Annotated in this window: 22 protein-coding genes; 12 read left to right on the forward strand and 10 right to left on the reverse strand. The window is 64.7% G+C overall.

From position 1 onward, the window contains the following. The 8 genes from nadC to H8A92_RS19770 all read right to left on the reverse strand — a co-directional run bounded on the left by nadC (position 1) and on the right by H8A92_RS19770 (position 7916). Positions 1-852: a carboxylating nicotinate-nucleotide diphosphorylase gene (nadC, locus tag H8A92_RS19735; RefSeq protein WP_229197306.1), complete on the reverse strand. Its 852-nt coding sequence runs from the start codon at positions 850-852 to the stop codon at positions 1-3. Continuing rightward, positions 849-2399, reverse strand: coding sequence for an L-aspartate oxidase (locus H8A92_RS19740; protein ID WP_229197307.1), 1551 nt, complete (start codon positions 2397-2399; stop codon positions 849-851). The genes nadC and H8A92_RS19740 overlap by 4 nt, the downstream gene beginning before the upstream one ends. Continuing rightward, positions 2396-3382 (reverse strand): quinolinate synthase NadA, encoded by a 987-nt coding sequence (gene nadA, locus H8A92_RS19745; protein ID WP_229197308.1) that lies wholly within the window; start codon positions 3380-3382, stop codon positions 2396-2398. The genes H8A92_RS19740 and nadA overlap by 4 nt, the downstream gene beginning before the upstream one ends. A gap of 54 nt (positions 3383-3436) precedes the next feature. Continuing rightward, positions 3437-4396, reverse strand: a complete 960-nt coding sequence (locus H8A92_RS19750; protein WP_229197309.1) for an NUDIX hydrolase — start codon at positions 4394-4396, stop codon at positions 3437-3439. Between the two features lie 14 nt (positions 4397-4410). Continuing rightward, positions 4411-4815, reverse strand: coding sequence for a hypothetical protein (locus tag H8A92_RS19755; protein ID WP_229197310.1), 405 nt, complete (start codon positions 4813-4815; stop codon positions 4411-4413). A 155-nt stretch (positions 4816-4970) separates the two neighbouring features. After that, positions 4971-6251 carry an O-acetylhomoserine aminocarboxypropyltransferase gene (locus tag H8A92_RS19760; protein WP_229197311.1) on the reverse strand — a complete coding sequence of 427 codons (1281 nt, stop codon included), beginning with the start codon at positions 6249-6251 and terminating at the stop codon, positions 4971-4973. 146 nt (positions 6252-6397) lie between these two features. Then, complete coding sequence (locus H8A92_RS19765) at positions 6398-6982, reverse strand: CoA-binding protein (protein ID WP_229197312.1); 585 nt, start codon at positions 6980-6982, stop codon at positions 6398-6400. Between the two features lie 106 nt (positions 6983-7088). Beyond that, on the reverse strand, positions 7089-7916 hold the full coding sequence (locus H8A92_RS19770) for an enoyl-CoA hydratase (protein WP_229197313.1): 828 nt from the start codon (positions 7914-7916) through the stop codon (positions 7089-7091). 70 nt (positions 7917-7986) lie between these two features. On the opposite strand from H8A92_RS19770, the gene H8A92_RS19775 reads away from it, so the two are divergent. The 5 genes from H8A92_RS19775 to H8A92_RS19795 all read left to right on the forward strand — a co-directional run bounded on the left by H8A92_RS19775 (position 7987) and on the right by H8A92_RS19795 (position 11256). After that, on the forward strand, positions 7987-8415 hold the full coding sequence (locus H8A92_RS19775) for a PaaI family thioesterase (protein WP_229197314.1): 429 nt from the start codon (positions 7987-7989) through the stop codon (positions 8413-8415). Between the two features lie 153 nt (positions 8416-8568). Beyond that, a complete protein-coding gene (gene rplM / locus H8A92_RS19780) occupies positions 8569-9033 on the forward strand; it encodes a 50S ribosomal protein L13 (RefSeq protein ID WP_229183248.1) in 465 nt (154 codons plus the stop codon). Continuing rightward, positions 9033-9509, forward strand: a complete 477-nt coding sequence (gene rpsI / locus H8A92_RS19785) for a 30S ribosomal protein S9 (protein WP_229183249.1) — start codon at positions 9033-9035, stop codon at positions 9507-9509. The genes rplM and rpsI overlap by 1 nt, the downstream gene beginning before the upstream one ends. A gap of 248 nt (positions 9510-9757) precedes the next feature. Continuing rightward, entirely contained in the window at positions 9758-10975 is a 1218-nt protein-coding gene (locus H8A92_RS19790) for a GGDEF domain-containing protein (RefSeq protein ID WP_229197315.1), read from the forward strand. Between the two features lie 44 nt (positions 10976-11019). Then, a complete protein-coding gene (locus tag H8A92_RS19795) occupies positions 11020-11256 on the forward strand; it encodes a hypothetical protein (RefSeq protein ID WP_229197316.1) in 237 nt (78 codons plus the stop codon). Here the strand turns inward: H8A92_RS19795 and H8A92_RS19800 are convergent. Then, positions 11249-12415, reverse strand: coding sequence for an AI-2E family transporter (locus H8A92_RS19800; protein WP_229197317.1), 1167 nt, complete (start codon positions 12413-12415; stop codon positions 11249-11251). The two genes, H8A92_RS19795 and H8A92_RS19800, sit on opposite strands and share 8 nt — an antisense overlap. A 285-nt stretch (positions 12416-12700) precedes the next feature. Between H8A92_RS19800 and H8A92_RS19805 the strand changes: the two genes are divergently transcribed. Further along, the gene (locus H8A92_RS19805) at positions 12701-13471 is read left to right on the forward strand and encodes a gamma-glutamyl-gamma-aminobutyrate hydrolase family protein (protein WP_163152533.1); all 771 of its coding nucleotides are present in this window, start codon (positions 12701-12703) and stop codon (positions 13469-13471) included. 224 nt (positions 13472-13695) lie between these two features. On the opposite strand, the gene H8A92_RS19810 is transcribed toward H8A92_RS19805, so the two are convergent. Next, on the reverse strand, positions 13696-14775 hold the full coding sequence (locus tag H8A92_RS19810; RefSeq protein WP_338026567.1) for an aldo/keto reductase: 1080 nt from the start codon (positions 14773-14775) through the stop codon (positions 13696-13698). Between the two features lie 115 nt (positions 14776-14890). Between H8A92_RS19810 and H8A92_RS19815 the strand changes: the two genes are divergently transcribed. The 6 genes from H8A92_RS19815 to H8A92_RS19840 all read left to right on the forward strand — a co-directional run bounded on the left by H8A92_RS19815 (position 14891) and on the right by H8A92_RS19840 (position 22695). Beyond that, a complete protein-coding gene (locus tag H8A92_RS19815) occupies positions 14891-15733 on the forward strand; it encodes an ABC transporter permease (protein WP_229197318.1) in 843 nt (280 codons plus the stop codon). Between the two features lie 87 nt (positions 15734-15820). Further along, positions 15821-16783 carry an ABC transporter substrate-binding protein gene (locus H8A92_RS19820; protein WP_229197319.1) on the forward strand — a complete coding sequence of 321 codons (963 nt, stop codon included), beginning with the start codon at positions 15821-15823 and terminating at the stop codon, positions 16781-16783. Between the two features lie 21 nt (positions 16784-16804). Then, entirely contained in the window at positions 16805-17575 is a 771-nt protein-coding gene (locus H8A92_RS19825; RefSeq protein WP_229197320.1) for an ABC transporter ATP-binding protein, read from the forward strand. Between the two features lie 16 nt (positions 17576-17591). Further along, positions 17592-18683: an LLM class flavin-dependent oxidoreductase gene (locus H8A92_RS19830; protein WP_229197321.1), complete on the forward strand. Its 1092-nt coding sequence runs from the start codon at positions 17592-17594 to the stop codon at positions 18681-18683. 21 nt (positions 18684-18704) lie between these two features. Next, complete coding sequence (locus H8A92_RS19835) at positions 18705-20066, forward strand: LLM class flavin-dependent oxidoreductase (protein ID WP_229197322.1); 1362 nt, start codon at positions 18705-18707, stop codon at positions 20064-20066. Between the two features lie 358 nt (positions 20067-20424). Further along, positions 20425-22695: a hybrid sensor histidine kinase/response regulator gene (locus tag H8A92_RS19840; protein ID WP_229197323.1), complete on the forward strand. Its 2271-nt coding sequence runs from the start codon at positions 20425-20427 to the stop codon at positions 22693-22695. Positions 22696-22890 lie beyond the last annotated feature (195 nt).

Below are 22890 nucleotides of genomic sequence, written 5' to 3' on the forward strand. Positions count from 1 at the left end.
TCAGGACAGATAGTCGAGCCCGATATCGAGCGTGGCCGAGCTGTGGGTCACCCAGCCGACTGAGATGAGATCAACGCCGGTGGCGGCAATCGCCGCCGCCGTCGCCGCCGTGATGCGGCCGGAGGCCTCGGTGAGTGCCTTGCCGCGCGCCATCGCCACTGCCTGAGTGAGCTGCTCGGTCGTCATGTTGTCGAGCAGCACCGCATCGACGCCAAGCGCCAGCGCTTCCTCGAGCTGGGACAGCGTGTCGACCTCGACCTCGATCTTGACGAGATGACCGGTATTGGCCTTGGCGCGTTCCACCGCGGTGCGGATGCCGCCGGCGAGCGCGATGTGGTTGTCCTTGATCAGCACGGCGTCATCGAGCCCGAAGCGGTGATTGCCGCCGCCACCGGCGCGCACCGCATATTTCTCCAGCGCCCGCAGGCCCGGCGTGGTCTTGCGGGTGCAGACGATCTGCGCGCGGGTGCCGGCGACGGCCTTGACCAGCGTGGCGGTTGCGCTCGCGACGCCGCTCAGATGGCAGAGGAAGTTGAGCGCGGTTCGTTCCGCGGTGAGCAGGCTGCGGGCCGGGCCGTCGATGATCGCGATGACCTGGTCGGATTCGACCGCGCTGCCGTCGGGCTGCTCGGCGCGCAGCTCGATCGCCGGAGACACCGTCTGGAAGGCTGATCGCGCGACGTCGAGGCCGGCGATCACACCGGGTTGTCGCGCCCGCATCACCAGCCGGGCCTGCTGGCTCGCCGGTACAATTGCATCCGCGGTGATATCGCCGGCGCGACCGAGATCCTCGCGCAAGGCGGTCAGCACGATCGGTTCATAGAGCAGTGGCAGCAGGGGATTGAGGGTCATGAGAGGGCACTCCTGGCGAATGTCTTGGATTCTACGATGTCGCGTGCGGCGGCGAGCGCCTCGGCGCGGGTGAGGGACGACGGGGATGCCGACAAGGCGGTGTGCGGGAAGTCGATGCGGAAATGGCCGCCGCGGCTCTCCTCGCGCCTGATTGCGGCAACCGCGATCATCAAGCCGACCAGCGCAGCGTCGGATGCGGCGCTGGAGCCGCGCGCGAGCGGATAGAGGCTGCGGATCGCGCGCGTGATGCCGTCGCGGTCACGCAACACGCCGAGCCCCTGGGTCAGGATCGGCCGCACGGCGACGGGATCGGAGGCCTGCGGCATCGCATCGTCGCGCAGCATCGCGCGCGGTCCTGCGCTCATGCCCTCGATGCTCTCGGCGACCCAGCGCGCGCAGACGATCGCTTCCATCAGCGAGTTGCTGGCGAGCCGGTTGGCGCCGTGCAGGCCGGTGCGCGCGGCTTCGCCGCAGGCCCACAGGCCCTGCACCGTGCTGCGGCCAAAGCCGTCAACCGCGATGCCGCCCATGTGGTAGTGAACCGCCGGTCGGATCGGGATCGGGTCAGTGGCGGGATCGATGCCTGCCATCTTGCAGAACGCGCTGATCACGGGATAGCGCTGCGCGAACTCCGCGCCCGGATGTTGGCGCGCGTCGAGGAAGGTGCGATGCCCCGCGGCACGGTGGCGCCAGACGGAGCGGGCGACGATGTCGCGTGGCGCAAGTTCGGCGCCGGGTTGATCGGCCATGAAGCGTTCGCCGGTCTCGTCGATCACCACCGCGCCGTCGCCGCGGATCGCCTCGGTCAACAGCGGCATCGGCCGTGACGGTCCGTCGAAGGCAGTCGGATGAAACTGGACGAATTCGATGTCCGACAGCTTTGCACCGGCATGCGCGGCGAGCGCGAGCCCCTGGCCGAAACATCCACCGGGATTGGTGCTGTCGGCGAACAGCCCGCCGATGCCGCCGGTGGCGATCACCACGCGGTTGGTGATGATCGTCAACGCGCCGCGGTCGCTGGCTGCAAGCACGCCCCTGACCGCATTGTCCTCGACCAGCAGCCGGCGCGCCTCGACGCCTTCCAGCAGCGTGATCGACGGCGTCCGGCGCACCGCTGATATCAGCGCGCGCATGATCTCGCGGCCGGTGCCGTCGCCGGTGGCGTGCACGATGCGGTTGCGGCCGTGTGCGGCCTCGAGCCCGAGGCGCCAGCTGCCGTCGGCGCGCCGGTCGAAGGCGACGCCGAGCTCAGCCAGATGCTCCACGGCCGCAGGCGCGGCGTGGACGATCCGCGACGCTGCTGCCGCATCGCAAAGGCCGGCACCTGCCGCGAGCGTATCGGCGAGATGGAGCGCAGGAGTGTCATCCGCGCCGACCGGCGCGGCAAGGCCGCCTTGCGCCCACATGCTGGAGGCTTCCGCGCCGAGCGGCGACTTCGACAGCAGCACGACCGGCTCGGGCGCAAGTTGCAGCGCGGTCATCAGCCCCGCGGCGCCGCCGCCGATGATCACCGGGCGGCCGTTGAGATCGGAAACGTCGGTACTCATATTGCCAGCATCCTTTCGACGCTCTTGCGCGCGCGATCGGCGATCGCGGGGTCGATCGTGACCTCGTGCTGGTTGGTCTCCAGCGCGTGGCGGATGTTCTTCAGCGTGATCCGCTTCATGTGCGGGCAGAGATTGCAGGGGCGGACAAAGTCGACATCGGGATTTCGCGCCGCGATGTTGTCGCTCATCGAGCATTCCGTCAGCAGCACGACGCGCGGCGGGCGTTTGGTCTCGACGAACGACTGCATCGCGGCCGTCGAACCAGCGAAGTCAGCTTCAGCGACCACCTCGGGCGGGCATTCCGGATGCGCCAGCACGGTGACGTCAGGGTAGTTTTCGCGCAGCTGGCGCACGTCATCGGCGGTGAACAACTCATGCACCTCGCAATGGCCCTTCCAGGCGATGATCTTCTTGCTGGTCTGCTTGGCGATGTTCTGCGCCAGGTATTCATCAGGAAGCATGATGACGCGCTCTGCATCGAGCGATTCCACCACCTTGAGCGCATTGCCTGACGTGCAGCAGATGTCGGACTCCGCCTTCACCGCGGTCGATGTGTTCACATAGGCGACCACCGGCGCATCCGGATAGCGCGCGCGCATCAGCCGCACGTCCTCGGCCGTGATGGAATCGGCCAGCGAGCAGCCGGCCGCAAGGTCGGGGATCAGCACGGTCTTGGCCGGATTGAGCAGCTTCGCCGTCTCGGCCATGAAGTGCACGCCGGCGAGCACGATGACATCGGCGTCGACCTTGGTCGCTTCACGCGCGAGCAGGAGGCTGTCACCGACGATATCGGCGACGCCGTGGAAGATCTCCGGCGTCTGGTAGTTGTGCGCCAGTACCATCGCACTGCGGCGGCGCTTCAGCGCGAGGATCGCATCGACGTCCTCGGCAAACGTGGCCCATTCGAATGGCGGGATGACGCGTTTGACGCGCTCATAGAGCGGCGCGGTGCGGGTGAGAACATCGGTATCGAGCAAGGCCATTTATACTCTCCTTGAGCATAAGATGGCTTATACTTATCCTGAGCATAAGGCGTGTCAAGTGCGCGAAAGCGGCAGCTTGGTGCCGGCGACGGCCCGTTCGGCCAGCACGGCATGGCGGAAGCGGAACAGCTTGGCCGGCCGTCCGACGGTATCGGCGGCCATTGCGCCAGTCTCTTCAACGAGTTCCTGCTGCTCGATGAGTCGGCGGAAGTTCTGCTTGTGGACCAGCCGGCCTGCGAGCGCCTCAACACTGCGTTGCAGTTGCAGCAGGGTGAACTCGGCCGGCATCAATTCGAATACCACCGGACGGTATTTGATCTTGGCGCGCAGCCGCGCAATCCCGGTCGCGAGGATGCGGCGATGATCCGCCGTCATCGGCTTGCCCGGCACGACAGGCGCCTCGCGGCCATGCGCGCGGCCGGCTTCCGGGATCAGCGACGCCTCCCAGAGCAGCTCGTAGCGCTGCAACACCAGTTCTTCGTTCCAGTCGCGATCGTCGAGACCAAAGGTGATCGCGCAGCGCTGCCAGCGCTCGCGCTGCAGCATTGGCGACGACGCAGCCTTCGCCCACGCCTTCAGCTGCGGCGCGATGATCTTGGCGAGGCAAGCCGGTGCGCCGGCGCGATGATCCTCCCACGGGAAATAGTCGTACCAGCCGGACCAATGCGCCTCGAAACCTTCGCCGACCCTGTCCTCGCGGGTCAGGCCGAGATAGCTGATCGAGACGCTGTGCGGCCCCTTGGCGTCGCCGGAGCGGCCGCGGTCGGCAAAGGTGTAGAGCTGCTCGACGTAACCGAGCGGGTGGCCGGTCTGCGCCTCGACCCAGGCCCGCAGCGCGGTCTGCAGCGAGCGGTGGGTGAACTCGAACGGACCGCTCGGCAGTGCGGCGCCGCCGGCGATGGTCATGATCTTGGGCGTGCCGTCGGTGACGGCGACCAGCACCGCGACGAGGTCGGCGGTGACCGCATTGCCCGAGGCCGGTGCGCTGGCTTTCTTCTGCGGCGATCTGGCCACGCGTTCGTCCCGGGCTAGCAGTAGCCGTAGATGCCGCAGGCGTAGGGCAGGCGGTCCCAGTAGGTCACATAGGCGCCGCCGTAATAGGGGCCGAAATAGTTGTACGAATGCCAGTTGCCGTAATAGCCGGGCAGTGACGACGATCCGGGCAGCAGCGGTTCACCCGGCACGTACGGGATGTACGGCTCCGTGTTCAGCGGGATCACCGCGGGCTCGACGACCACGAGCTGGCGTCCGCGCCGCACGTAGGTCGGCTGCGTGATGGTGGTGCGATAGGCGTAGTGCCGGCGCGGCAGGCCAGCCGGTAGCTGGCGCGCGGCCTTGGCGGTTGGGCTCTTGGCGACGACAGGGCCGTCGGCAGCGTCAGCGGGCGGTATCGCAAACAGCGCGATCGCGAGCGGCAATATCCAGCGCAGCATCCATGGTCTCCCGAATCATCCGGAGCCTATCACTGCCACTTTATGCCGGATTGAGCGTTAACGAGAGACCCGTCGGTATTAAGCGTTAACGGGAGACTCGTCGTTTGGGCAAGATTGCCGGAGCGATGTCGCGCACCGCTCCGGCAATGGCGGGATCAGGCGCGCAGGGCCTGGTCGAGATCCGCGATCAGGTCTTCCTTGTCCTCGATGCCGATTGACAGCCGCACCACCTCGGGCGCCGCGCCGGACTTCACCTTGGCGGCGTCGTCGAGCTGGCTGTGGGTGGTGGAGGCCGGGTGGATCACCAGTGAGCGGGTGTCGCCGACATTGGCGAGATGAGAGAACAGCTTCAGGTTCGACACCAGATTGACGCCCGCGTCATAGCCGCCCTTGAGGCTGAAGGTGAACACCGCGCCGGCGCCCTTCGGTGCATATTTGCGCTGCAACGCGTTGTACTTATCGCCGGGCAGGCCGGCATAGTTCACCGCCGACACGGCCGGATGGGTGGAGAGGAATTCCGCCACCGCCTTGGCGTTGTCGCAGTGCTTCTGCATGCGCAGCGGCAGCGTCTCGATGCCGGTCAGGATCATGAAGGCGTTGAACGGCGACAGCGCGGGGCCGAGGTCGCGCAGGCCGAGCACGCGGCAGGCGATCGCGAAGGCGAAATTGCCAAAGGTCTCCTGGATCCGGATGCCGTGATATTCCGGGCGCGGCTCGCTCAGCATCGGATATTTGTTGTCCTTCGACCAGTCGAAGGTGCCGGCGTCGACGATGATGCCGCCGAGCGAGTTGCCGTGGCCACCGAGGAACTTGGTCAGGGAGTGCACGACGATGTCGGCACCGTGGTCGATCGGCTTGATCAGATAGGGCGAAGCGAGCGTGTTGTCGACGATCAGCGGCACGCCGGCCTTGCGCGCGACGGCCGCGATCGCCTCGATGTCGGTGATGCTGCCGGCGGGGTTGGCGATCGATTCGATGAAGATCGCCTTGGTGTGCGGCGTCACTGCGCGCTCGAAGCTTTCGATCTCGTCGGGATCGGCCCAGGCCACGTTCCAGCCGAACGCCTTGAAGGCGTGGGTGAACTGGTTGATCGATCCGCCATAGAGTTTTCGCGCGGCGATGATCTCGTCGCCGGGCCGGAGCAGTTGCTGCAACACCACCAGCTGCGCGGCGTGGCCGGAGGCGACCGCGAGCGCCGCGGTGCCGCCCTCGAGCGCTGCGACGCGCTCCTCGAGTACGGCGTTGGTCGGGTTGCCGATGCGGGTATAGATGTTGCCGAATGCCTGCAGGCCGAACAGCGAGGCCGCGTGGTCGGCGTCGTTGAAGACGAATGACGTGGTCTGGTAGATCGGCGTCGCCCGCGCGCCGGTGGTGGGATCAGGCTGTGCGCCGGCGTGCACGGCGAGGGTGGAAAATCCCGGAAGGCGATCGGTCATTCTTTGCGTCCTGTTGTGGCCTGGTCGAAATGCGCGGCATGCTGATGGTGGCGGCGTCCGCCGTCAAGCGAGTTCGGGACGCTGCCATTTCCTGGAACGGCATCCTACGCCATACCGGATCAGTGGAAGTATTATTCAGCCCGACGTCAGGTCGTCTCGGTCTTGTTTTTCGCCGCGCGGTCGGATGCCGCAGTCTGGCCGCCGCCGAAGCTCGTGCGGTTGAGCGACAGCCGCATGCCCTGCGTCGGAATCGGCGCGCGCTTGGAACTCAGCGTGCGCGAGTTGACGCCCATCCAGGAGATTTCCGACGACAGCCGGCCATACTCGATCTTCGGGCAGCGGTTCATCACCACCTTCAGCCCCGCGGCCTCGGCCTTCTCGGCCGCGGCATCGTCGCGCGCGCCGAGCTGCATCCAGATCACCTTCGGCAGCGGCGATAATTTCAGCGCCTCCTCGACGACAGGCATGATGTGGCTCGAGTTGCGGAAGATGTCGATCATGTCGATCGGACGGTCGATGTCCGCAAGCGACGCGACGAACGGCTTGCCCATCAGCGCCTTGCCGACATGACCGGGGTTGACCGGGATCATGTCGTAGCCGCGCTGGGCGAGGTACTTGAATGCGAAAAAGCTCGGCCGCACATTGACCGGCGAGGCGCCAACCATCGCGATCGATTTGACGTTGTTCAGGATGCTGCGGATGTAGTTGTCGTCGTAGGCGTCGTGATTCATTAGTCGTCTTTTTCGGTTGCGTCATCGCGAGGAGCAAAGCGACGAAGCAATCGATACTTCCTGGTGGCGCGATGGATTGCTTCGCTTCGTTCGCAATGACGGGAATTCACTTGTCTTGCCACTTCGGATCGCGCTTCTCGATGAAGGCGCCGATGCCTTCCTCGGCGTCGCGCGCCATCATGTTCTCGGTCATCACCTCGGCGGCGAAACGATAAGCGTCCGCGAGGCTCATCTCTGCCTGGCGGTAGAACGCCTCCTTGCCGAGCCTGACCGTATAGGCCGATTTCAGCGCGACCTTCTCGGCCAGCGCAATCGCGGCGTCACGTTCGGTGCCTGCGGACACCACGTGGTTGACGAGACCGATGCCCTGGGCGGTCGCTGCGGAGACCGGCTCACCGGTCAGCAGCATTTCCATCGCCTGCTTGCGCGGCACGTTGCGCGACAGCGCCACCATCGGTGTCGAGCAGAACAACCCGATATCGACGCCCGGCGTCGCAAATGCCGCGGCCTCGGAGGCGACCGCAAGGTCGCAGCTTGCGACGAGCTGGCAGCCGGCCGCGGTCGCGATGCCCTGGACGGATGCGACAACCGGCTTCGGCAGATGCACGATGGCCTGCATCATCGCGCTGCACGCGTTCATGATCTCAGCGAAATAGGCGCGGCCGCGGTCGGCGTCGGTGCGGCGCGCGGTAAGCTCCTTGAGGTCGTGGCCGGCGCAGAAGGCCGGGCCATTGGCGGCAAGCACCACGGCGCGGATGCTCTTGTCACCGCTTATATCGATCAGCGCAGCATGCAACGCCCCGATCAGGCCTTCGGAGAGGCTGTTCCGCGCCGCGGGGCGGTTGAGCGTCAGTAACGCGATACTGCCGACGGTCTCGCGCAGCAGGATCGGCTGATGTTGCGGCGCTTCCGCGCGGGCGGCTTGGGCGGACATGGTGAAATTCCACTTTGGTCTCTGTGACAACTTAATGTAACAGGCAGACTGAAGCGAGGGCAGGGACCGCATGGCGATTGCGAAAATGAGCGTGGCTGACCTGGAGGAGTTCCTGCGCAAGGAGTTTCCGCAGGCATTCACCCACGATGACATCAGGATCGAAAGCGCCGACGGCGGGACGGCGCTGCTGCGCCAGCGCTTCAGCGAGCGGATGCTGCGGCCGGGCGGCACGGTGTCCGGGCCGACCCTGATGGGGCTGGCGGATTTCGCGATGTATGTGGTGCTGCTGTCGGCGATTGGGCCGATCGGCCTCGCCGTCACCACCAACCTCAACATCAATTTCCTGCGCAAGGGCCAGCCGGGCCAGGACGTGCTTGCGGTCGCCAAGCTGCTCAAGCTCGGCAAGCGGCTCGCGGTCGGTGAGGTGAACCTGCTGTCCGGCACCTCGCCCGATCCAATCGCCCATGTCACGGCGACCTATTCCATTCCGAATCAATAGTCTTTTTCACGGTATTATTACACCTTATTTTTAAGTCATTGTTTTTGCTTGTGTAATTATCGCGCGCCGACATTGACGTGGGGTCGGGGCTTCTCTAGAAAGCCACGCAGTTCGGCGCATACGGCGCCGATTTCTTTTTCACGGATTTCACACATGAGCACGTTCTCGGCCAAGCCCGCCGAAGTGACGAAGAAGTGGGTTGTGATCGACGCCAAGGGTCTGGTCGTCGGTCGTCTCGCCACGCTCGTCGCGATGCGCCTGCGCGGCAAACACCTGCCCACCTACACCCCGCATGTCGATTGCGGTGACAACGTCATCATCGTCAACGCAGCGCATGTGGTGCTGACCGGTCGCAAGCGCGACCAGAAGGTCTACTACAAGCACACCGGCTTCATCGGTGGCATCAAGGAGCGCACCGCGAAGCAGATCCTCGAGGGTCGCTTCCCCGAGCGCGTCGTCGAGAAGGCGATCGAGCGCATGATCCCGCGTGGTCCGCTCGGCCGCATGCAGATGGGCAACCTCCGCGTCTATCCGGGTGCCGATCATCCGCATGAAGCCCAGAGCCCCGAGAAGGTCGATATCGCTTCCCTGAATCGCAAGAACACGAGGGCCGCATAATGTCCGATACGTTGCAGTCCCTCGACCAGCTTTCGCAGGTCAAGCCGGCCACTCCCGACGCGCCGAAGTATGTCAAGAAGGTCGACAAGTTCAACCGCGCCTACGCCACCGGCAAGCGCAAGGACGCGGTCGCCCGTGTCTGGGTCAAGCCCGGCTCGGGCAAGATCTCGGTCAACACCCGCGAGTTCGAAGTCTATTTCGCTCGCCCGGTGCTGCGCATGATGATCCAGCAGCCGCTGGTCGCTGCCGCCCGTAACGGCCAGTATGACGTGATCTGCACTGTCGCCGGCGGCGGTCTCTCCGGCCAGGCCGGTGCTGTCAGACACGGCATCTCGAAGGCTCTGACGAATTTCGAGCCCGAGCTGCGCAGCGTCCTCAAGAAGGGCGGCTTCCTGACCCGCGACTCCCGCACGGTCGAGCGCAAGAAGTACGGCAAGGCCAAGGCCCGCAAGTCCTTCCAGTTCTCGAAGCGCTAATTCGAGTCCTAAAATTCGCGGCAATTGTCGCGTGCATCGAGTTGCAGAGGGCGCCGCGAGGCGCCCTTTTTGCTGTGCCCAAATCGGGCGTGCTTCGACGGGAATTAGCGCAGTTTTCATGAAAACTTGCGTGTGCGTGCAAACGAAATTGGAACTCGGGCCTTCTAGCCTGCGGTCTCGCACTGGCGCTGCATCACCGTATTAATTGCGCCTGCGAACGTTGCATCACACCGGGCTGGGGTGACTCTATGTCGTTCGATCCATCGACGCTTTATTTGTTCGCCACCATGGTCGCGGGCATGCTCGGCGCCATGCTCTGGTTGTTCGGCAGGCAGGAGAATATCCCCGCGCTGAAATGGTGGGGCACGGCCTATCTGCTCGGCGCGGTCTCGGTCGCGCTCTGGACGGTCGGCAGCTCGACGCTCGATCCCATGGTCCTGCTGGGCCTCAATGCGATCGGCTTCGCCGCCTGCGGCATGGTCTGGAATGCCTCGCGGATCTTCCACGGCCGCAAGGCCAACCTGCTGGGCCTCGTGCTCGGCCCGGTCGCGTGGATCGGCGCCATGACGACGGTGGCGGATCCGGCGATGCGGCTGACCATCGGCGCCGGGATCGTGGCGATCTATGCCGCGCTGACCGCCTCTGAACTCTGGAGCGAGCGCCGCCGTGCGATGCAGCGGCGCTGGATTGCGATCGCCATCCCGGTTGCTCATGGCTGTGTCCTGATGCTGCCGATCCTGGTCGGCGACCTGCTGCGACTGAACGGCCAGAATTTCATCAGCACCTTCTGGGTCACGCTGTTCTCGATCGAACTCGTTCTGTACGCGATCGGCACGGTGTTCGTGATCTTCATGATGGTGTCGGACCGCGCCGTGGCCGTGCACAAGACCGCTGCGTCGATCGATCCTTTAAGCGGCATGCTCAATCGCCGCGGCTTCTCCGAGGCCTGCGCGCGCGTGATCGAACGCGAGGCCAATGGCGGCCGGCCGGTCACCGTGATGATCTTCGACATCGATCATTTCAAGTCGATCAACGACCGGTTCGGCCATCCCGCGGGTGACGAGATCCTGAAACTGTTCTCCGCCGTGGTGGTCAACAGTCTCAGGATCAGCGATCTGTCGGGCCGGATCGGCGGCGAGGAATTCGCGGCACTGCTGCCGTGCTCGCTGGAGGAGGGCGTGCTGGTCGCCGAGCGGGTGCGTGAGGCGTTCGAGAACAGCAACATCACTTGCGAGGACGGCGCGGTCGACACCACGGTCAGCATCGGCGTCGCCGGTGGGCCCGCCGGGACCGAGCTCGAGGTGCTGCTGGCCTCGGCCGACACTGCGCTCTACCAGGCCAAGCGCGGCGGCCGGAACCGGGTCGAGGCTGCTGAGGAGCTGCCGCTCTCGCTGGAGAACTGGCGACGCAAGACCGCGGGCCTGTCCGCATCGGCGCGGCAAAAGCCGGCGACTGCCCGCGTGTGACTGCGGTAACGACCGGTTAACCATTCGATCCCATGCTTTCGGGCATGGAGTCGATCCGCACCCGCAATCCGCAATCAGCCCTGATGTCACTCGAAGCCGACGCGGTTTCCGCGCGCAGCGGCTTCGCCTGCCTGTTCTCGGACTCGGATGAATACGAGACCGCGCTGATCGCCGAGCGGCGCGCGCAGGGGCGGTATGAGCCGCCGAAGAGCCGATGGCCGATCGTGATGCTGCTCGGCCTGTTGCTGATGGTTATCGGTACCGTCCTACTCTTCAACTGAGTTGCGGCGCGCTCGACGGAGCGTGCGCCGGCGCCTGATCCTCTGCCTTGAAGTGATCGATCATCACCTTGGCGATTGCCATCAGCGGCAGCGCCAGCGCCAGACCCCAGACGCCGAACACGACGCCGAGCAGGATCTGGAACGCGAACAGCGTGGCCGGCGGGATGTCGAGCGCCTGGCGCTGGATGATCGGGGTCAGCACGTAGCTTTCCAGCGCGTGCACGCCGAGGAACAGGACGAAGGCCGACAGCGCCGCGATCCAGCCGGTTGCCAGGCTCGCCAGCACCACGATCAGCCCGCCGAGGATGGCGCCGACCGTCGGGATGAAGGCGAGCAGGCCGGCCTGGATGCCGAGGATGAACGAACTCGGAATGCCGATGATGGCAAGCCCGATCCAGGTGACCAGGAACACCGCCGCCATGGTGATGATCTGGGCGAGCAGCCAGCGCTGCAGCGTCTCGCCGATGTGGTCGACGATGATGGTCGCCTGAGCGCGGTATTTTGCCGGCGCGATGAACAACAGCCCGGCGCGGTAGATGCCGGGCTGAGCCGCGAAGGCGAGCCCGAGGAACAGCACGATGAAGAAGTTGCCGACCACGCTGACGGTGCCGAGCAGCACCTTCAGCGTCTGGCTGATGATGGCGCCGCCGCTCGAGGCCAGTGCGCCGGCGCCGGGGATGCCGTGGGACTGGGACGCCGCCGCCGGGGTCGTTGTCGTCGTCGCCACCGCGGTGCCTTCGCCCTTGGCCTCGCCGGCGGCATTGGTGAAATCGAGATAGCTGGTATCGACGCCATGCTGCTCGAGGAACTCCTTGACGCTGCCGAGCTGCGACTTGATCGTGTTGCTGAGCACCGTGGCCTGCTGCGCGATGGTGGCGCCGCCGAGGAACACGATCCCGGACAATAGGCCGGCCATCGCCAGGCAGACGATCGCAAGCCGCAGCGCGTGCGGCAGCCCGGTCAGCCGGCCGAGCAGGGTGGTCATGGCATTGAGGCCGACCCCGAGCAGCATGCCCGCGAACAGCAGGAACAGCGTCGCGGCGAACTGCCAGGCGAACAGCAGCAGGGCGGCGAACAGCACAACGCCGATGCCGCCGACGGCGATCGCCCATGCCAGGTCGTTGCGGGCCTGCAGGCGATTGTCAGCCGAATCTGTCACGGGTGATTCCCCCTTCGCGGACGATGTCCGGAGCAGTCTTTGGCGAAAATCCCGCCGGGATCAAGCTGCCCGGACCGTCCCGGTTTGCCGCTGACGGGCGGTGGCATCCGGCACGACCGCCGGGCGCCGGGCGCCGGGCCGGACCTGGGCTTCCCGGGGGCGAATCTGTGCAGGTCTGCAAGCCCCCCTGTGCAGATATAGACGGTTGATCCGGCGGGAACTCGAAGGCATGATCGTCTCCGCGACGTCGCAAACTTAGAAGAATCATTGCGCGAGACTTCAATAATGAGACGGCCCGTGGTCGGCGTGATCGGAAACGCCCATCGCATCGAAAATCGTTTCACGGTCCAGATGGTCGGAGAGCGCAACCTGCGCGCGGTTGCCGAGGTCTCGGGGGCCGTGCCCCTGATGTTCGCCGGCAGCCCCGAAATCACCGAGGTTGGCGCCTTGCTCGACGTGGTCGACGGCGTCGTCCTGACCGGGGCCCGCGCCAACGTCCATCCGACGCGCTTCAACATCGAGCCTTGCGCCGCTCACGAGCCCTACGACATCCACCGCGACGACGTTGCGCTGGCGTTGTCGGAAGCCTGCGTCGCGCGCGGGGTGCCGATCTTTGGAATCTGCCGCGGCCTCCAGGAGATGAACGTCGCCTTCGGCGGTTCGCTGCATCCGGAGATCCGCGAGATTCCCGGCCGCATGAACCACCGGATGCCGCGGCTCGAGAACGGCGAAATCCATCCCGATCCGACCGTGGTGTTCGCCGACCGGCACGACGTCGCACTGACGCCCGGTGGTGCATTCGCCAAGATCCTCGGCCGCGAGACCATTCGCGTCAATTCGCTGCACGGCCAGGGCATCCTCGAGCCCGGCAAGCGCGTCGTGATCGAGGGGGTCGCCGAGGACGGCACCATCGAGGCGATCCGCATCGCCGATGCCCCCGGCTTTGCGCTCGGCGTGCAGTGGCACGCCGAATACGATCCGCAGCGCAATCCGATCAACCGCGCGCTGTTCGAGGCATTCGGCGACGCGCTGCGCGAGCGGCGGCGGGCGGCGTAGGGAGCGGCAAATGCCGTTGTCGTCCCTGCGAAAGCAGGGACCCATACGCCGCGGCGCGTGTTGTGAAACGGGATCGTCGATCCGGCGTCGCTCAACAATGGCTGCCGGTGGTTATGGGTCCCTGCTTTCGCAGGGACGACACTGAGTTTGTTGCGCGGACGTTGGGTCATAACTTTCGCATTCTCGCGAGGGTTTCGCTTCGCTCTATCCGTCCCGCCAGTCCCTTATCGCAAGCCGGCAGACCGGCGAAACAGGCGCTTGAGGTCGGCCGCCGCGGTCTGCCCGGATTGCAATTGCTCATTGCGATCGTGCTGAACCTGTTGCGGACGGTAGGCCTCTTCGAGGGTATCGAGCTCCTGATCGGTGAACTGGATAGAGAGCGCGGCAACGGCATCGTCGATGTGGTGGAGCTTGGTCGCGCCGAGGATGGGGGCCGTCACGGCTGGGTTGTGCAGCAACCAGGCAAGCGCGACCTGGGCGGGCTTGCAGCCGCGCGCCTGCGCCACGGCGAATACGCGATCGATCACCGCGTCGTCTTCCGGACGCGAGAAGTCCTTCACGACGCGTGAGCGCTCGGTGTTGTCGCGGCGGCTGCCGGCGAGCAGTCCCCGCGCAAGCGGGCTGTACGGAATGACTCCGACACCCTGATCGAGACAGAGAGGAATCATCTCTCGCTCCTCCTCGCGATAGAGAAGATTATACTTGTTCTGCATGGTGACGAATTTCGTCAGACCGTTGGCTTGTGCAAGCGCCTGCAGCTTGGCGAACTGGAACGCGTGCATGCTCGATGCGCCGATGTGCAGTGCCTTGCCGGCACGCACCACGGCATCGAGCCCCTCGAGGATCTCCTCGCAAGGCGTAAGGGGATCGAGACGGTGGATCTGATACAGGTCGACATAGTCGGTGCCGAGGCGACGCAGGCTGTCGTCGATGGCGTGTCGGATATGCTTACGCGACAATCCTCTCTGATTGGCGTTGGTGCCCGTCGCAAAAAATACCTTGGTTGCGATGACGACCTGATCCCGTCCTGCGGCGTAGCGCTTTACGGCGCGCCCGAGAATCTCTTCGCTGAGGCCGGACGAATAGGAATCGGCGGTATCGAAGAAGGTAAAGCCAACCTCAAAGGCACGACGATAATGATCTTGCGCCTGCTCCTCGCTCAGCGTCCACGGCATCCAATCCTTCGATCCATAGCTTGAACACCCGAAGGCAATTCGCGACACCTGGATTCCGGTGTTCGCGAGCGTTCCATATTTCATCTGCATATCCTTCACTGTCGCGCGGGCCTTTACGAGATGTCTCATCACGTGTGGCCTCAAACTATGGAATATCTTGTCTGCCGAAATGGTCTAGTTTGCTTGCACTGCAAGGGTACGGTCGCAAGCGTGATCACCGCCCGTAGCGTATTAGGGCATGGTCATGTCAGTCGAGTCGATCGAATCCGTTGTTGATGTTCAGACGACCACAGGCAAGAACAGCCGCACAACGCTGCGCTCGCTCACCGCCAAACTTCCGTGGATCGTCATCATTCAGATCGCGGTGGTCGCCGCGATCCTGCTCGCCGTGCAGATGGCGGTCGACAGCGGCGCAGTTAAACGAATCTATCTGGCGTCACCGACGCAGATTCTTGCTGCTTTCCCTCAGCTCTTCACCAGGGAGAATTTGCTGTTTCATCTTTCGGTGACGCTCGCCGAGGCCGGCGTCGGCGTGGCGCTGAGCGCGATCCTCGGCATTGCGACGGGCATCGCCATGGGCCTGTTCCCGAAGGTGCATCGGTTTCTCAACCCGTTCCTGATCTGGTTCATGGCGATCCCGAAGGTCACCATCATTCCTCTTCTCACGCTCTATCTGGGCCTCGGCTTCGAACACAAGGTGTTCATCATATTCCTGTTTTGCTACTTCCTGTTCGTCTTCAATACGATCGCTGGCATCAAGCAGGTACAGGACAATCATATCAAGGTCGCACGCGCGCTCGGAGCGACGCAGCGGCAAATCATCTGGAAAGTGGTGCTGCCGTCAGCCGCGCCATCGATCGTGGCCGCGGTCCGCATCGAGGCGGCGACCTGTCTGCTTGCAACCCTGTTCGCCGAGATCGTCGCCTCCAAGGCCGGCGTCGGCAACCTCCTCAACAAGCTCTCGGGCATCTACGACACGGCCGGTGTCTTCGCCCTCGTCATTCTCGTTACGTCGATCGCATTGCTGATCATCTATCTGGTGGATCTGCTCGAGCGGCGTGTCTTGCTCAAGTGGAAATACGTCTGACCGATCCCGGTTTCGCGTCTTCCCGTCACCGCTCCGTTCGAGGGATCGATCATGCGCTCACCAAGCCTTTCGGCTCGTCTTCTTGTTTTGACCGCACTCGCTCTCGGCATCTTCGCGGCGGCCGGTACAGAGGAAAAGAAGACTCTCAAGCTTCAGGATACGACAAGCTATACGCAGCAGCCCATCGTGTTCGGCGTCGAGAAGGGGTTCTTCGCCGAAGAAGGTTTGAACGTTGAGTTTGTGGGGACGCAAGATCCGGTCACGGCCACCTCGCGCGGCGATGTGACCTTCGCCTTTGGTCCGACCAGCGTCTATCTGCGCGCTGCGGCCTTGGGAGCGCCGATCAAGATCGTCTCCGCCGCCTTCCGCTCGAAGGGGCCTTATTTTCTGATCGCCCGGAAGGGCATCAAGTCCTTTGCGGACCTGAAGGGTAAGACAATCGGCGTTGGGCCCGACACAAGCGGCAACCTGGCGTCGGTCGCTCGCTACCTCCTGAGAGCCGAAGGTCTCGATCCCGACCGCGACGTGACGCTTTTTGCCGCGGGCGCAACCGAAAAAGCCTACGGCGCGCTCGAAACCAGCCAGGTCGACGCCACCATCATCCATCAGCCGTTCGCGGCTCTCGGTGAGATTGAGGGGGTCTCGACCACGCTTGCTCGTGCCTGGGACTACCTTCCGACCTATCACACGGGAGTCCTGATCGCTGGCGACGCGGTGATCGCCCGGGACCCTGACCTGCTGCGGCGGGGCCTGCGGGCCTACTTCAAATCCTACACTTACGCCAAGGCGCATTACGACGAATACCTGCCTTGGCTGCAGGCCCGTTTGAAGATCAATCCGGAGGCGGTGAAGCGCGCCATCTATCAGGAGGACGACGTCTGGGACGCCAATCCGGCGATCGATCCGAAGGCGATCCACGACACGCAGCAGCTGGAGATCGATGTCGGCAACCAGAAGGAATTCTACGACGCCGCCAAATACATCGATGAGCGCTTCATCCCCCAGGATTATGTGAAGCCATTCGTCTATCCCGGGCGCAAGACGCAGTGAGTGAGCAGGAGCGCAAAGGGTATGCCAGCCTTCACCATCAGGTCCCTCGATAAAATCTATCCTGGCGCGCCGCCGGTGCGTGCGCTGAGCAACATCAGCTTCTCGGTCGAGGAGGGCGAGTTCATCGTCCTGCTTGGTCCGAGCGGTTGCGGCAAGAGTACGCTTCTGGAAATTCTCGCCGGGCTGCAGCAGCCGAGCGGCGGCTCGGTGCTGTTTCGCGACAGGCCGATCATCGGTCCGGGTGGAGAGCTCGGTGTCGTCTTCCAGGATGCCTCGCTCTACCCGTGGCGAACGGTTGCGGCCAATGTCGGCCTCGGGCTCGAATTGCGCGGGGTGGACAAGGTCCAAGCCCGCCGATTGGTCGAAGAGCAGCTATCCCTGGTCGGGCTCGACGGCTTTGGCGGCAAGTTTCCGCACCAGATCTCCGGCGGCATGAAGCAGCGTGCCGGCATCGCGCGCGCACTCGTCAATGATCCCGACGTGATCCTGATGGACGAGCCTTTCGGAGCGGTCGATTACGTCACGCGCAACAAGTTGCAGGAAGACCTGATCCGGATCTGGCAGCAGCGCCGCAAGACTATCGTTTTCGTGACCCACGACGTTGGCGAAGCCGTGTTCCTTGCCGATCGTATTGTCCTGCTCTCACCGCGGCCCGGACGGATCGCTGAGATCGTCACCCTCGACCTGCCGCGACCGCGTCGGCGGGGCGACATCGAGCTTCTGCAACACGAAGCCCGGATCTATGAGGCACTGCGCGCGCTGGAGCCAGCTGCGACAGCAACCGTGGCTTGACAGAACGGAGATCAAAATGGCCAAACCGCTCCACCTCGGCTTTCTCTATGCGCCGCAATCGGGGTCCCAGACGCACGACAAAAGCTTCGATCCCCTGAGCCCGCTCCACCTGACGGGTCTCGCGCGGGACCTGGAGGGTGCCGGCTTTGCTTTCCTCCTGATCGACGACAGCGTCGGCCGTGCGGAGCCAGCGCGCAGTGAAGCGTTCACGACGGCGTCCTTCCTCGCGACCAGGACGCGCCACATCGGTCTGATCGCTGCGGCCAACACAAGCCATGTCGAGCCCTACAATGTGACGCGGCTCGCCGCCTCGCTCGACCATGTCACGCATGGGCGCGCCGGCTGGCTGGTCTCGACCGGCGTGGTCGATCCCGCCGGCGCCAACTACGGGCAGACGGCTGTTGCGCCTGACGTCCACTATGAGCGCGCCAGCGAAATCCTCGATATTGCGCGCCGGCTATGGGATAGCTGGGAGGACGGTGCCTTCATTCGCGACAAGCAAAGCGGCGTGTTCGTCGATGGCAGCAAAATCCATCCCATCGATCACGTCGGCGCTGCCTTCTCGGTCAAGGGGCCCCTGAACGTTGCCCGACCGCCGCAGGGCCAGGTCGTCGTTGCGCATCGCGTGGCGGACAAGCGATCGGCGGAGTTCGCGGGGCGACACGCCGATATCGCCATTCTGGCGGCAGAGACTGCAGGCGATATCGCGGCCTTGCGCGACAATGTACTTGCCGCCGCGAGGGGCGCCCGTCGCGACGAGCAGCATGTGCTGCTGTTTGCGGAGATCGTTTCCGTGATTGGGTCGGACCATGCGGCAGGCGCACCGAAAGCGCCCGTCGCCCACTACGTGTCCGGTACTCCGACGGAGATCGCTGACCAGATCGAGGCCCTGGCGAATGCCGTGACGCTGGATGGTCTGGTAGTGGCGCCTGGGGTCGTGCGCAGCAGCCCCGATGCCTTTTCCCGGGATGTCATTCCGGAGTTGGTGCGGCGGCAGCGGCTGCGATCAGGCGACCGATCGGCCACTTTGCGCGAAAGGCTCGGTCTGGCGCGGCCGGGGAATATCTTCGAACACAAGGCACCAGAGCCAGCCAGTACGGCAGCCTGAACCTCCTGCGAGCGTTTCATCATGTCCAAGCGAGAACTCCATTTCGGCCTGATGTTCTGGGCGGGTGGCACACACCCGAGCGGCTGGCGCTATCCGTCCTCCCATGCAGGCGCCGCCTTCGACATCGCGTTCCTGCAGCGGGTCACCCAGCTTGTGGAAGCGGCCAAGTTCGACTTTCTCTTTCTTGGCGACCGGCTGGCGAGCGATCCAAGCCTGCAAACCACCAATCCCTCCCAGATGTCGCGCCTCGAGCCCTTCGTGTCCGGTGCGAGCCTGGCGGCAGCGACCAGCCATATCGGCATCGTCGTCACGGCCAATCCGACCTATTATGATCCCTATAATCTCGCGCGCATGTTCGCGTCGCTCGATCACCTGAGCCAAGGCCGCGCATCATGGAATCTGGTGACCGGCGCGGACGAGATTGCAGCGGGCAATTTCTCGCGCCAGTCCCATTGGGACACCGAGCGGCGCTATGATTGGGCGGATGAATTCGTCGCTGTGGTGCGGGGACTTTGGGATAGCGATGCGATTACGCCGCTGCACCACAAGGGGCGCTATTTCGACGTCGCCGGACCGCTGAACGTCAAGCGCCCGCCTCAGGGCCACCCGGTGATCTTGCACGCCGGCACCTCGGACCGTTCGCGCGAACTCGGCGCGCGCGATGCCGATGTCATCTTCGCCGGCCAGGCGACGATCGAGAGCGCCAAGGCTTACTATGCGGACGTCAAATCCAGGGCCCGCAAATACGGCAGGCGCGATGCCGACATCGCGATCCTGCCAGGGCTTACCCCCGTCGTCGCGGAAACGACCGAGAAGGCGGTTGAGATATTCGACCATCTCAATTCCTTCATTGCGCTGGAGCCCGAGGGCGATGGCGGCGAGGCGAGCCGCTATGGTTCGCTGGGCAGAATGGGCAAGCGCCGCAATCTCACCGCGGTGTCGGCTGCGATCGGCGTCGACGTCTCCGGTCAGGACCGGGATGCTCCGGTCGATCCCGTGGTGCTGGCTGAGGCTAACGAAAACGGCCAGCGGCTGTTTGCCGATGTTAAGCGGCTCACCCGCCGCGACGTCAAAGGTCCCAACCGTCTGACCTATCGCGATCTCATCTTCGGACATATCAGCACCGGCGCCGTGGTGGTCGGCAACCCGAACGAGGTCGCCGATCACATCCAGCTCTGGTTCGATGAAAGGGCGGCCGACGGCTTCAATATCTTCCCGCCTTACGTGCCGGAATCGGTCGAGGCCTTCACCAGCCTGGTGGTGCCCGAATTGCAGCGGCGCGGCCTCTACCGGACCGAATATTCCGGTCCAACCTTCCGCGATCATCTGGGCCTCGCCAAGCCGGCGGCGGTTCTCTCCGGCAGCCGCAGCCTTCGCGGCTAAGCTGTTCGCACCAGATCGCGTATACGGCGCGGCCTCCCGCAGGTCGGTGAAACGGCCTTGCGGAGCCTGAGCGGGGCGCGGACGATCACGCGAATATCCCTCAACCGACCCGGTCCGGCCCGTCACTGGAACCGGCTGATTCGGCAGTGGCACATGCCTGCGGCCTTCCTCCGTACTAATACGGACACGAAAGTGGCGGATTGGCAGGCCGGACTCGGCTAAGCAAAGGGGAAGCCACCCGATATTGCCCCGGCGCCGACGCCTTTTCTGACACTGTTTTCCTTTTCCATTTTCCGGTGCAACTGCTCGCGATGAGTTGGTCGGGATGATTTTGTCGGGCCGTCTGGCGGTCGGAATCATGCTTCCGGTCGTCGTGCTGCTGCTTGCGCTGGGCTTCATCCATGGCGTCACCTGGCCGGGCATCCTGCTCGCGGGCGGCGTGGTTGCGGTGGTATTGATGAGTGCTGAGGGGATTGCGAGGTCAACGTCCGAGCCGCTCGCCCAGATGACACGGGCGGCGGAGACGCTGTCTCGTGGCGAGCCGGCGCCGACCCGCCCTGACGGCAATCCCGATGCCGCGCGGCTCGCGGCGACGCTGGCCGAGTTGTCGGCACAATTGGGCAGCAGGCAAAGCCTACTGGAGAAGACCATCGAGAGCATCCGCGATCCGGTGGTGGTGGTCGACCAGCACGGGGTGGTCGTGATCGCCAACGCCGCGGCGCGGCGGCTGTACAGCGTCGAACCTGGGTTCGACACCCTGACTGGCTTTCGCACGTTCCAGAACTATTATCCCGACGGCACGACCGTGATGCCGATCTCGGACACGCCGGTGGCGCGCGCGCTGCGCGGCGATGACATCGACGATTTCGAACTGATCGTAAGGCCTCTGTCGCCGGATCCGGAGGTTTGCCTCGTCGCCAACGCAAGGCCGCTGCGCGACGATGCCGGCAAGCTGCGCGGGGCGGTTGCCGTGCTGCACGACGTCACGGCGCAGCGGCGGGCGCATCAGGCGCTGGTCGACAGCGAGCGGATGGCGCAGGCCATCATCAGGACCGCGCTCGACGCCTTCGTCCAGACCGACCAGGACGGTATCGTGCTCGACTGGAGTCCGCAGGCCGAGGCGCTGACCGGCTGGACGCGATCCGAGACGATCGGCTGCCGGGTGGTCGAACTGGTGTTTCCGGAGGAACTCCGGGATGCGCACCGGCTGCGGATCGCCCGATTCCTGAACGAGACCGCCGGCGGCGGCATGGGGATGCGGTACGAGTCCGAATCCGTGCACCGCGACGGCCACCGGTTCTTCGTCGAGGTGTCGCTCAATGCGCTCAGGCGAGGCGGCGGTTACGTCATCAATGCCTTCGTGCGGGACATCACCCAGCGCCGGATCGCCGAGGAGCAGTTGATCCAGGCGCAGCGAACCGAATCCCTCGGGCGGTTGACCGGGGGCATCGCGCACGACTTCAACAACATGCTGACCGTGATCACCGGCACGGTCGAGATCCTGGCCGATGGGGTCAAGGATAATCCGCAGCTTTCTGCCATCGCCAAGCTGATCAGCGATGCCGCCGATCGCGGCGCACAGCTGACGTCAAGCCTTTTGGCATTTGCGCGCAAGCAGCCGTTGCAACCCGCCGAAACCGACGTCAACGACCTGATCGGCGAGGTGGTGCGGCTGTTGTCGCAGACGCTGGGCTCGCAGACCGAGATCAGGACCGAGCTTGGCCGCGGCGCCTGGCTTGCCTTTGTCGACCGCAGCCAGCTCGGTGCGGCACTGGTCAATCTCGCCATCAATGCGCGCGATGCCATGCCTGAGGGCGGCACGCTGACCTTTGCGACCCGCAACGTCCAGCTCGGCGTTCCCGATGCCGTGGCGCGCGGCGTCGAGCGCGCCGGCGACCATCTCGTGATCGAGGTGAGCGACACCGGCACCGGGATCTCGCCGTCGCATCTGGAGAAGATCTTCGATCCGTTCTTCTCCACCAAGGAGGTCGGGCAGGGCACCGGGCTCGGGCTCAGCATGGTGTTCGGCTTCGTCAAGCAGAGCGGCGGCGGGATCGAGGTCAAGAGCGAGCCGGGAAGTGGCGCGATCTTCAGGATCTACCTGCCCAAGGCCGACGGCACCGCGCAGCGGCCGGCGGAGGAGGACGATCAGCCGGTCAGGGGCGGCAACGAGACCGTCCTGTGCGTCGAGGACGATCCCACGATCCGTGCTTACGTCACCGAGCAGCTCGAAAGCCTCGGTTATCAGGTGCTGGTGGCGGCGAATGCGGACGCCGCGCTCGAGATCGTCAACCGCGGCACCGCGTTCGATCTGCTGTTCACCGACATCGTGATGCCCGGCAGCATGAACGGCCGGCAATTGGCCGACACGCTGATGGCCGGGCGGCCGGCGCTGCGGGTGCTGTTCACCTCGGGCTACAGCGACGGCGCGCTGCCGGCACAACAGGGGCGCAGCGGCCACGGCATCCCGCTCTTGACCAAGCCGTATCGGCGCAGCGAACTGGCGCGGATGCTGCGGCGCTGCCTCGATCTTCAAATCGACTTCCAAGGCGATCCAGTTCCGCAGCCATACTCTGTGCAGCCTGACCTCGAACGCTTCCTGCGCGAGAATCCGCCGGACAAGACGTAGCGTTCGGCCCACACTGCGCGCTACGCTGAGCCGCGAATGTTAGGCGAAGAAGAGCGGCGCGGTGCAGGACCACGGCAAGATCGCCTTCGACAATTGGATGCGGGTGCTGCGCCAGAGGAAACCGCTGCACACTTTCCACCGATCGTGATCTATTGTCGGCACACAACAACGGCGCGGCCGGTCAACGGCCCGATT

Origin of the sequence: Bradyrhizobium acaciae (assembly GCF_020889785.1) — a bacterium.
GTDB lineage: Bacteria > Pseudomonadota > Alphaproteobacteria > Rhizobiales > Xanthobacteraceae > Bradyrhizobium > Bradyrhizobium acaciae.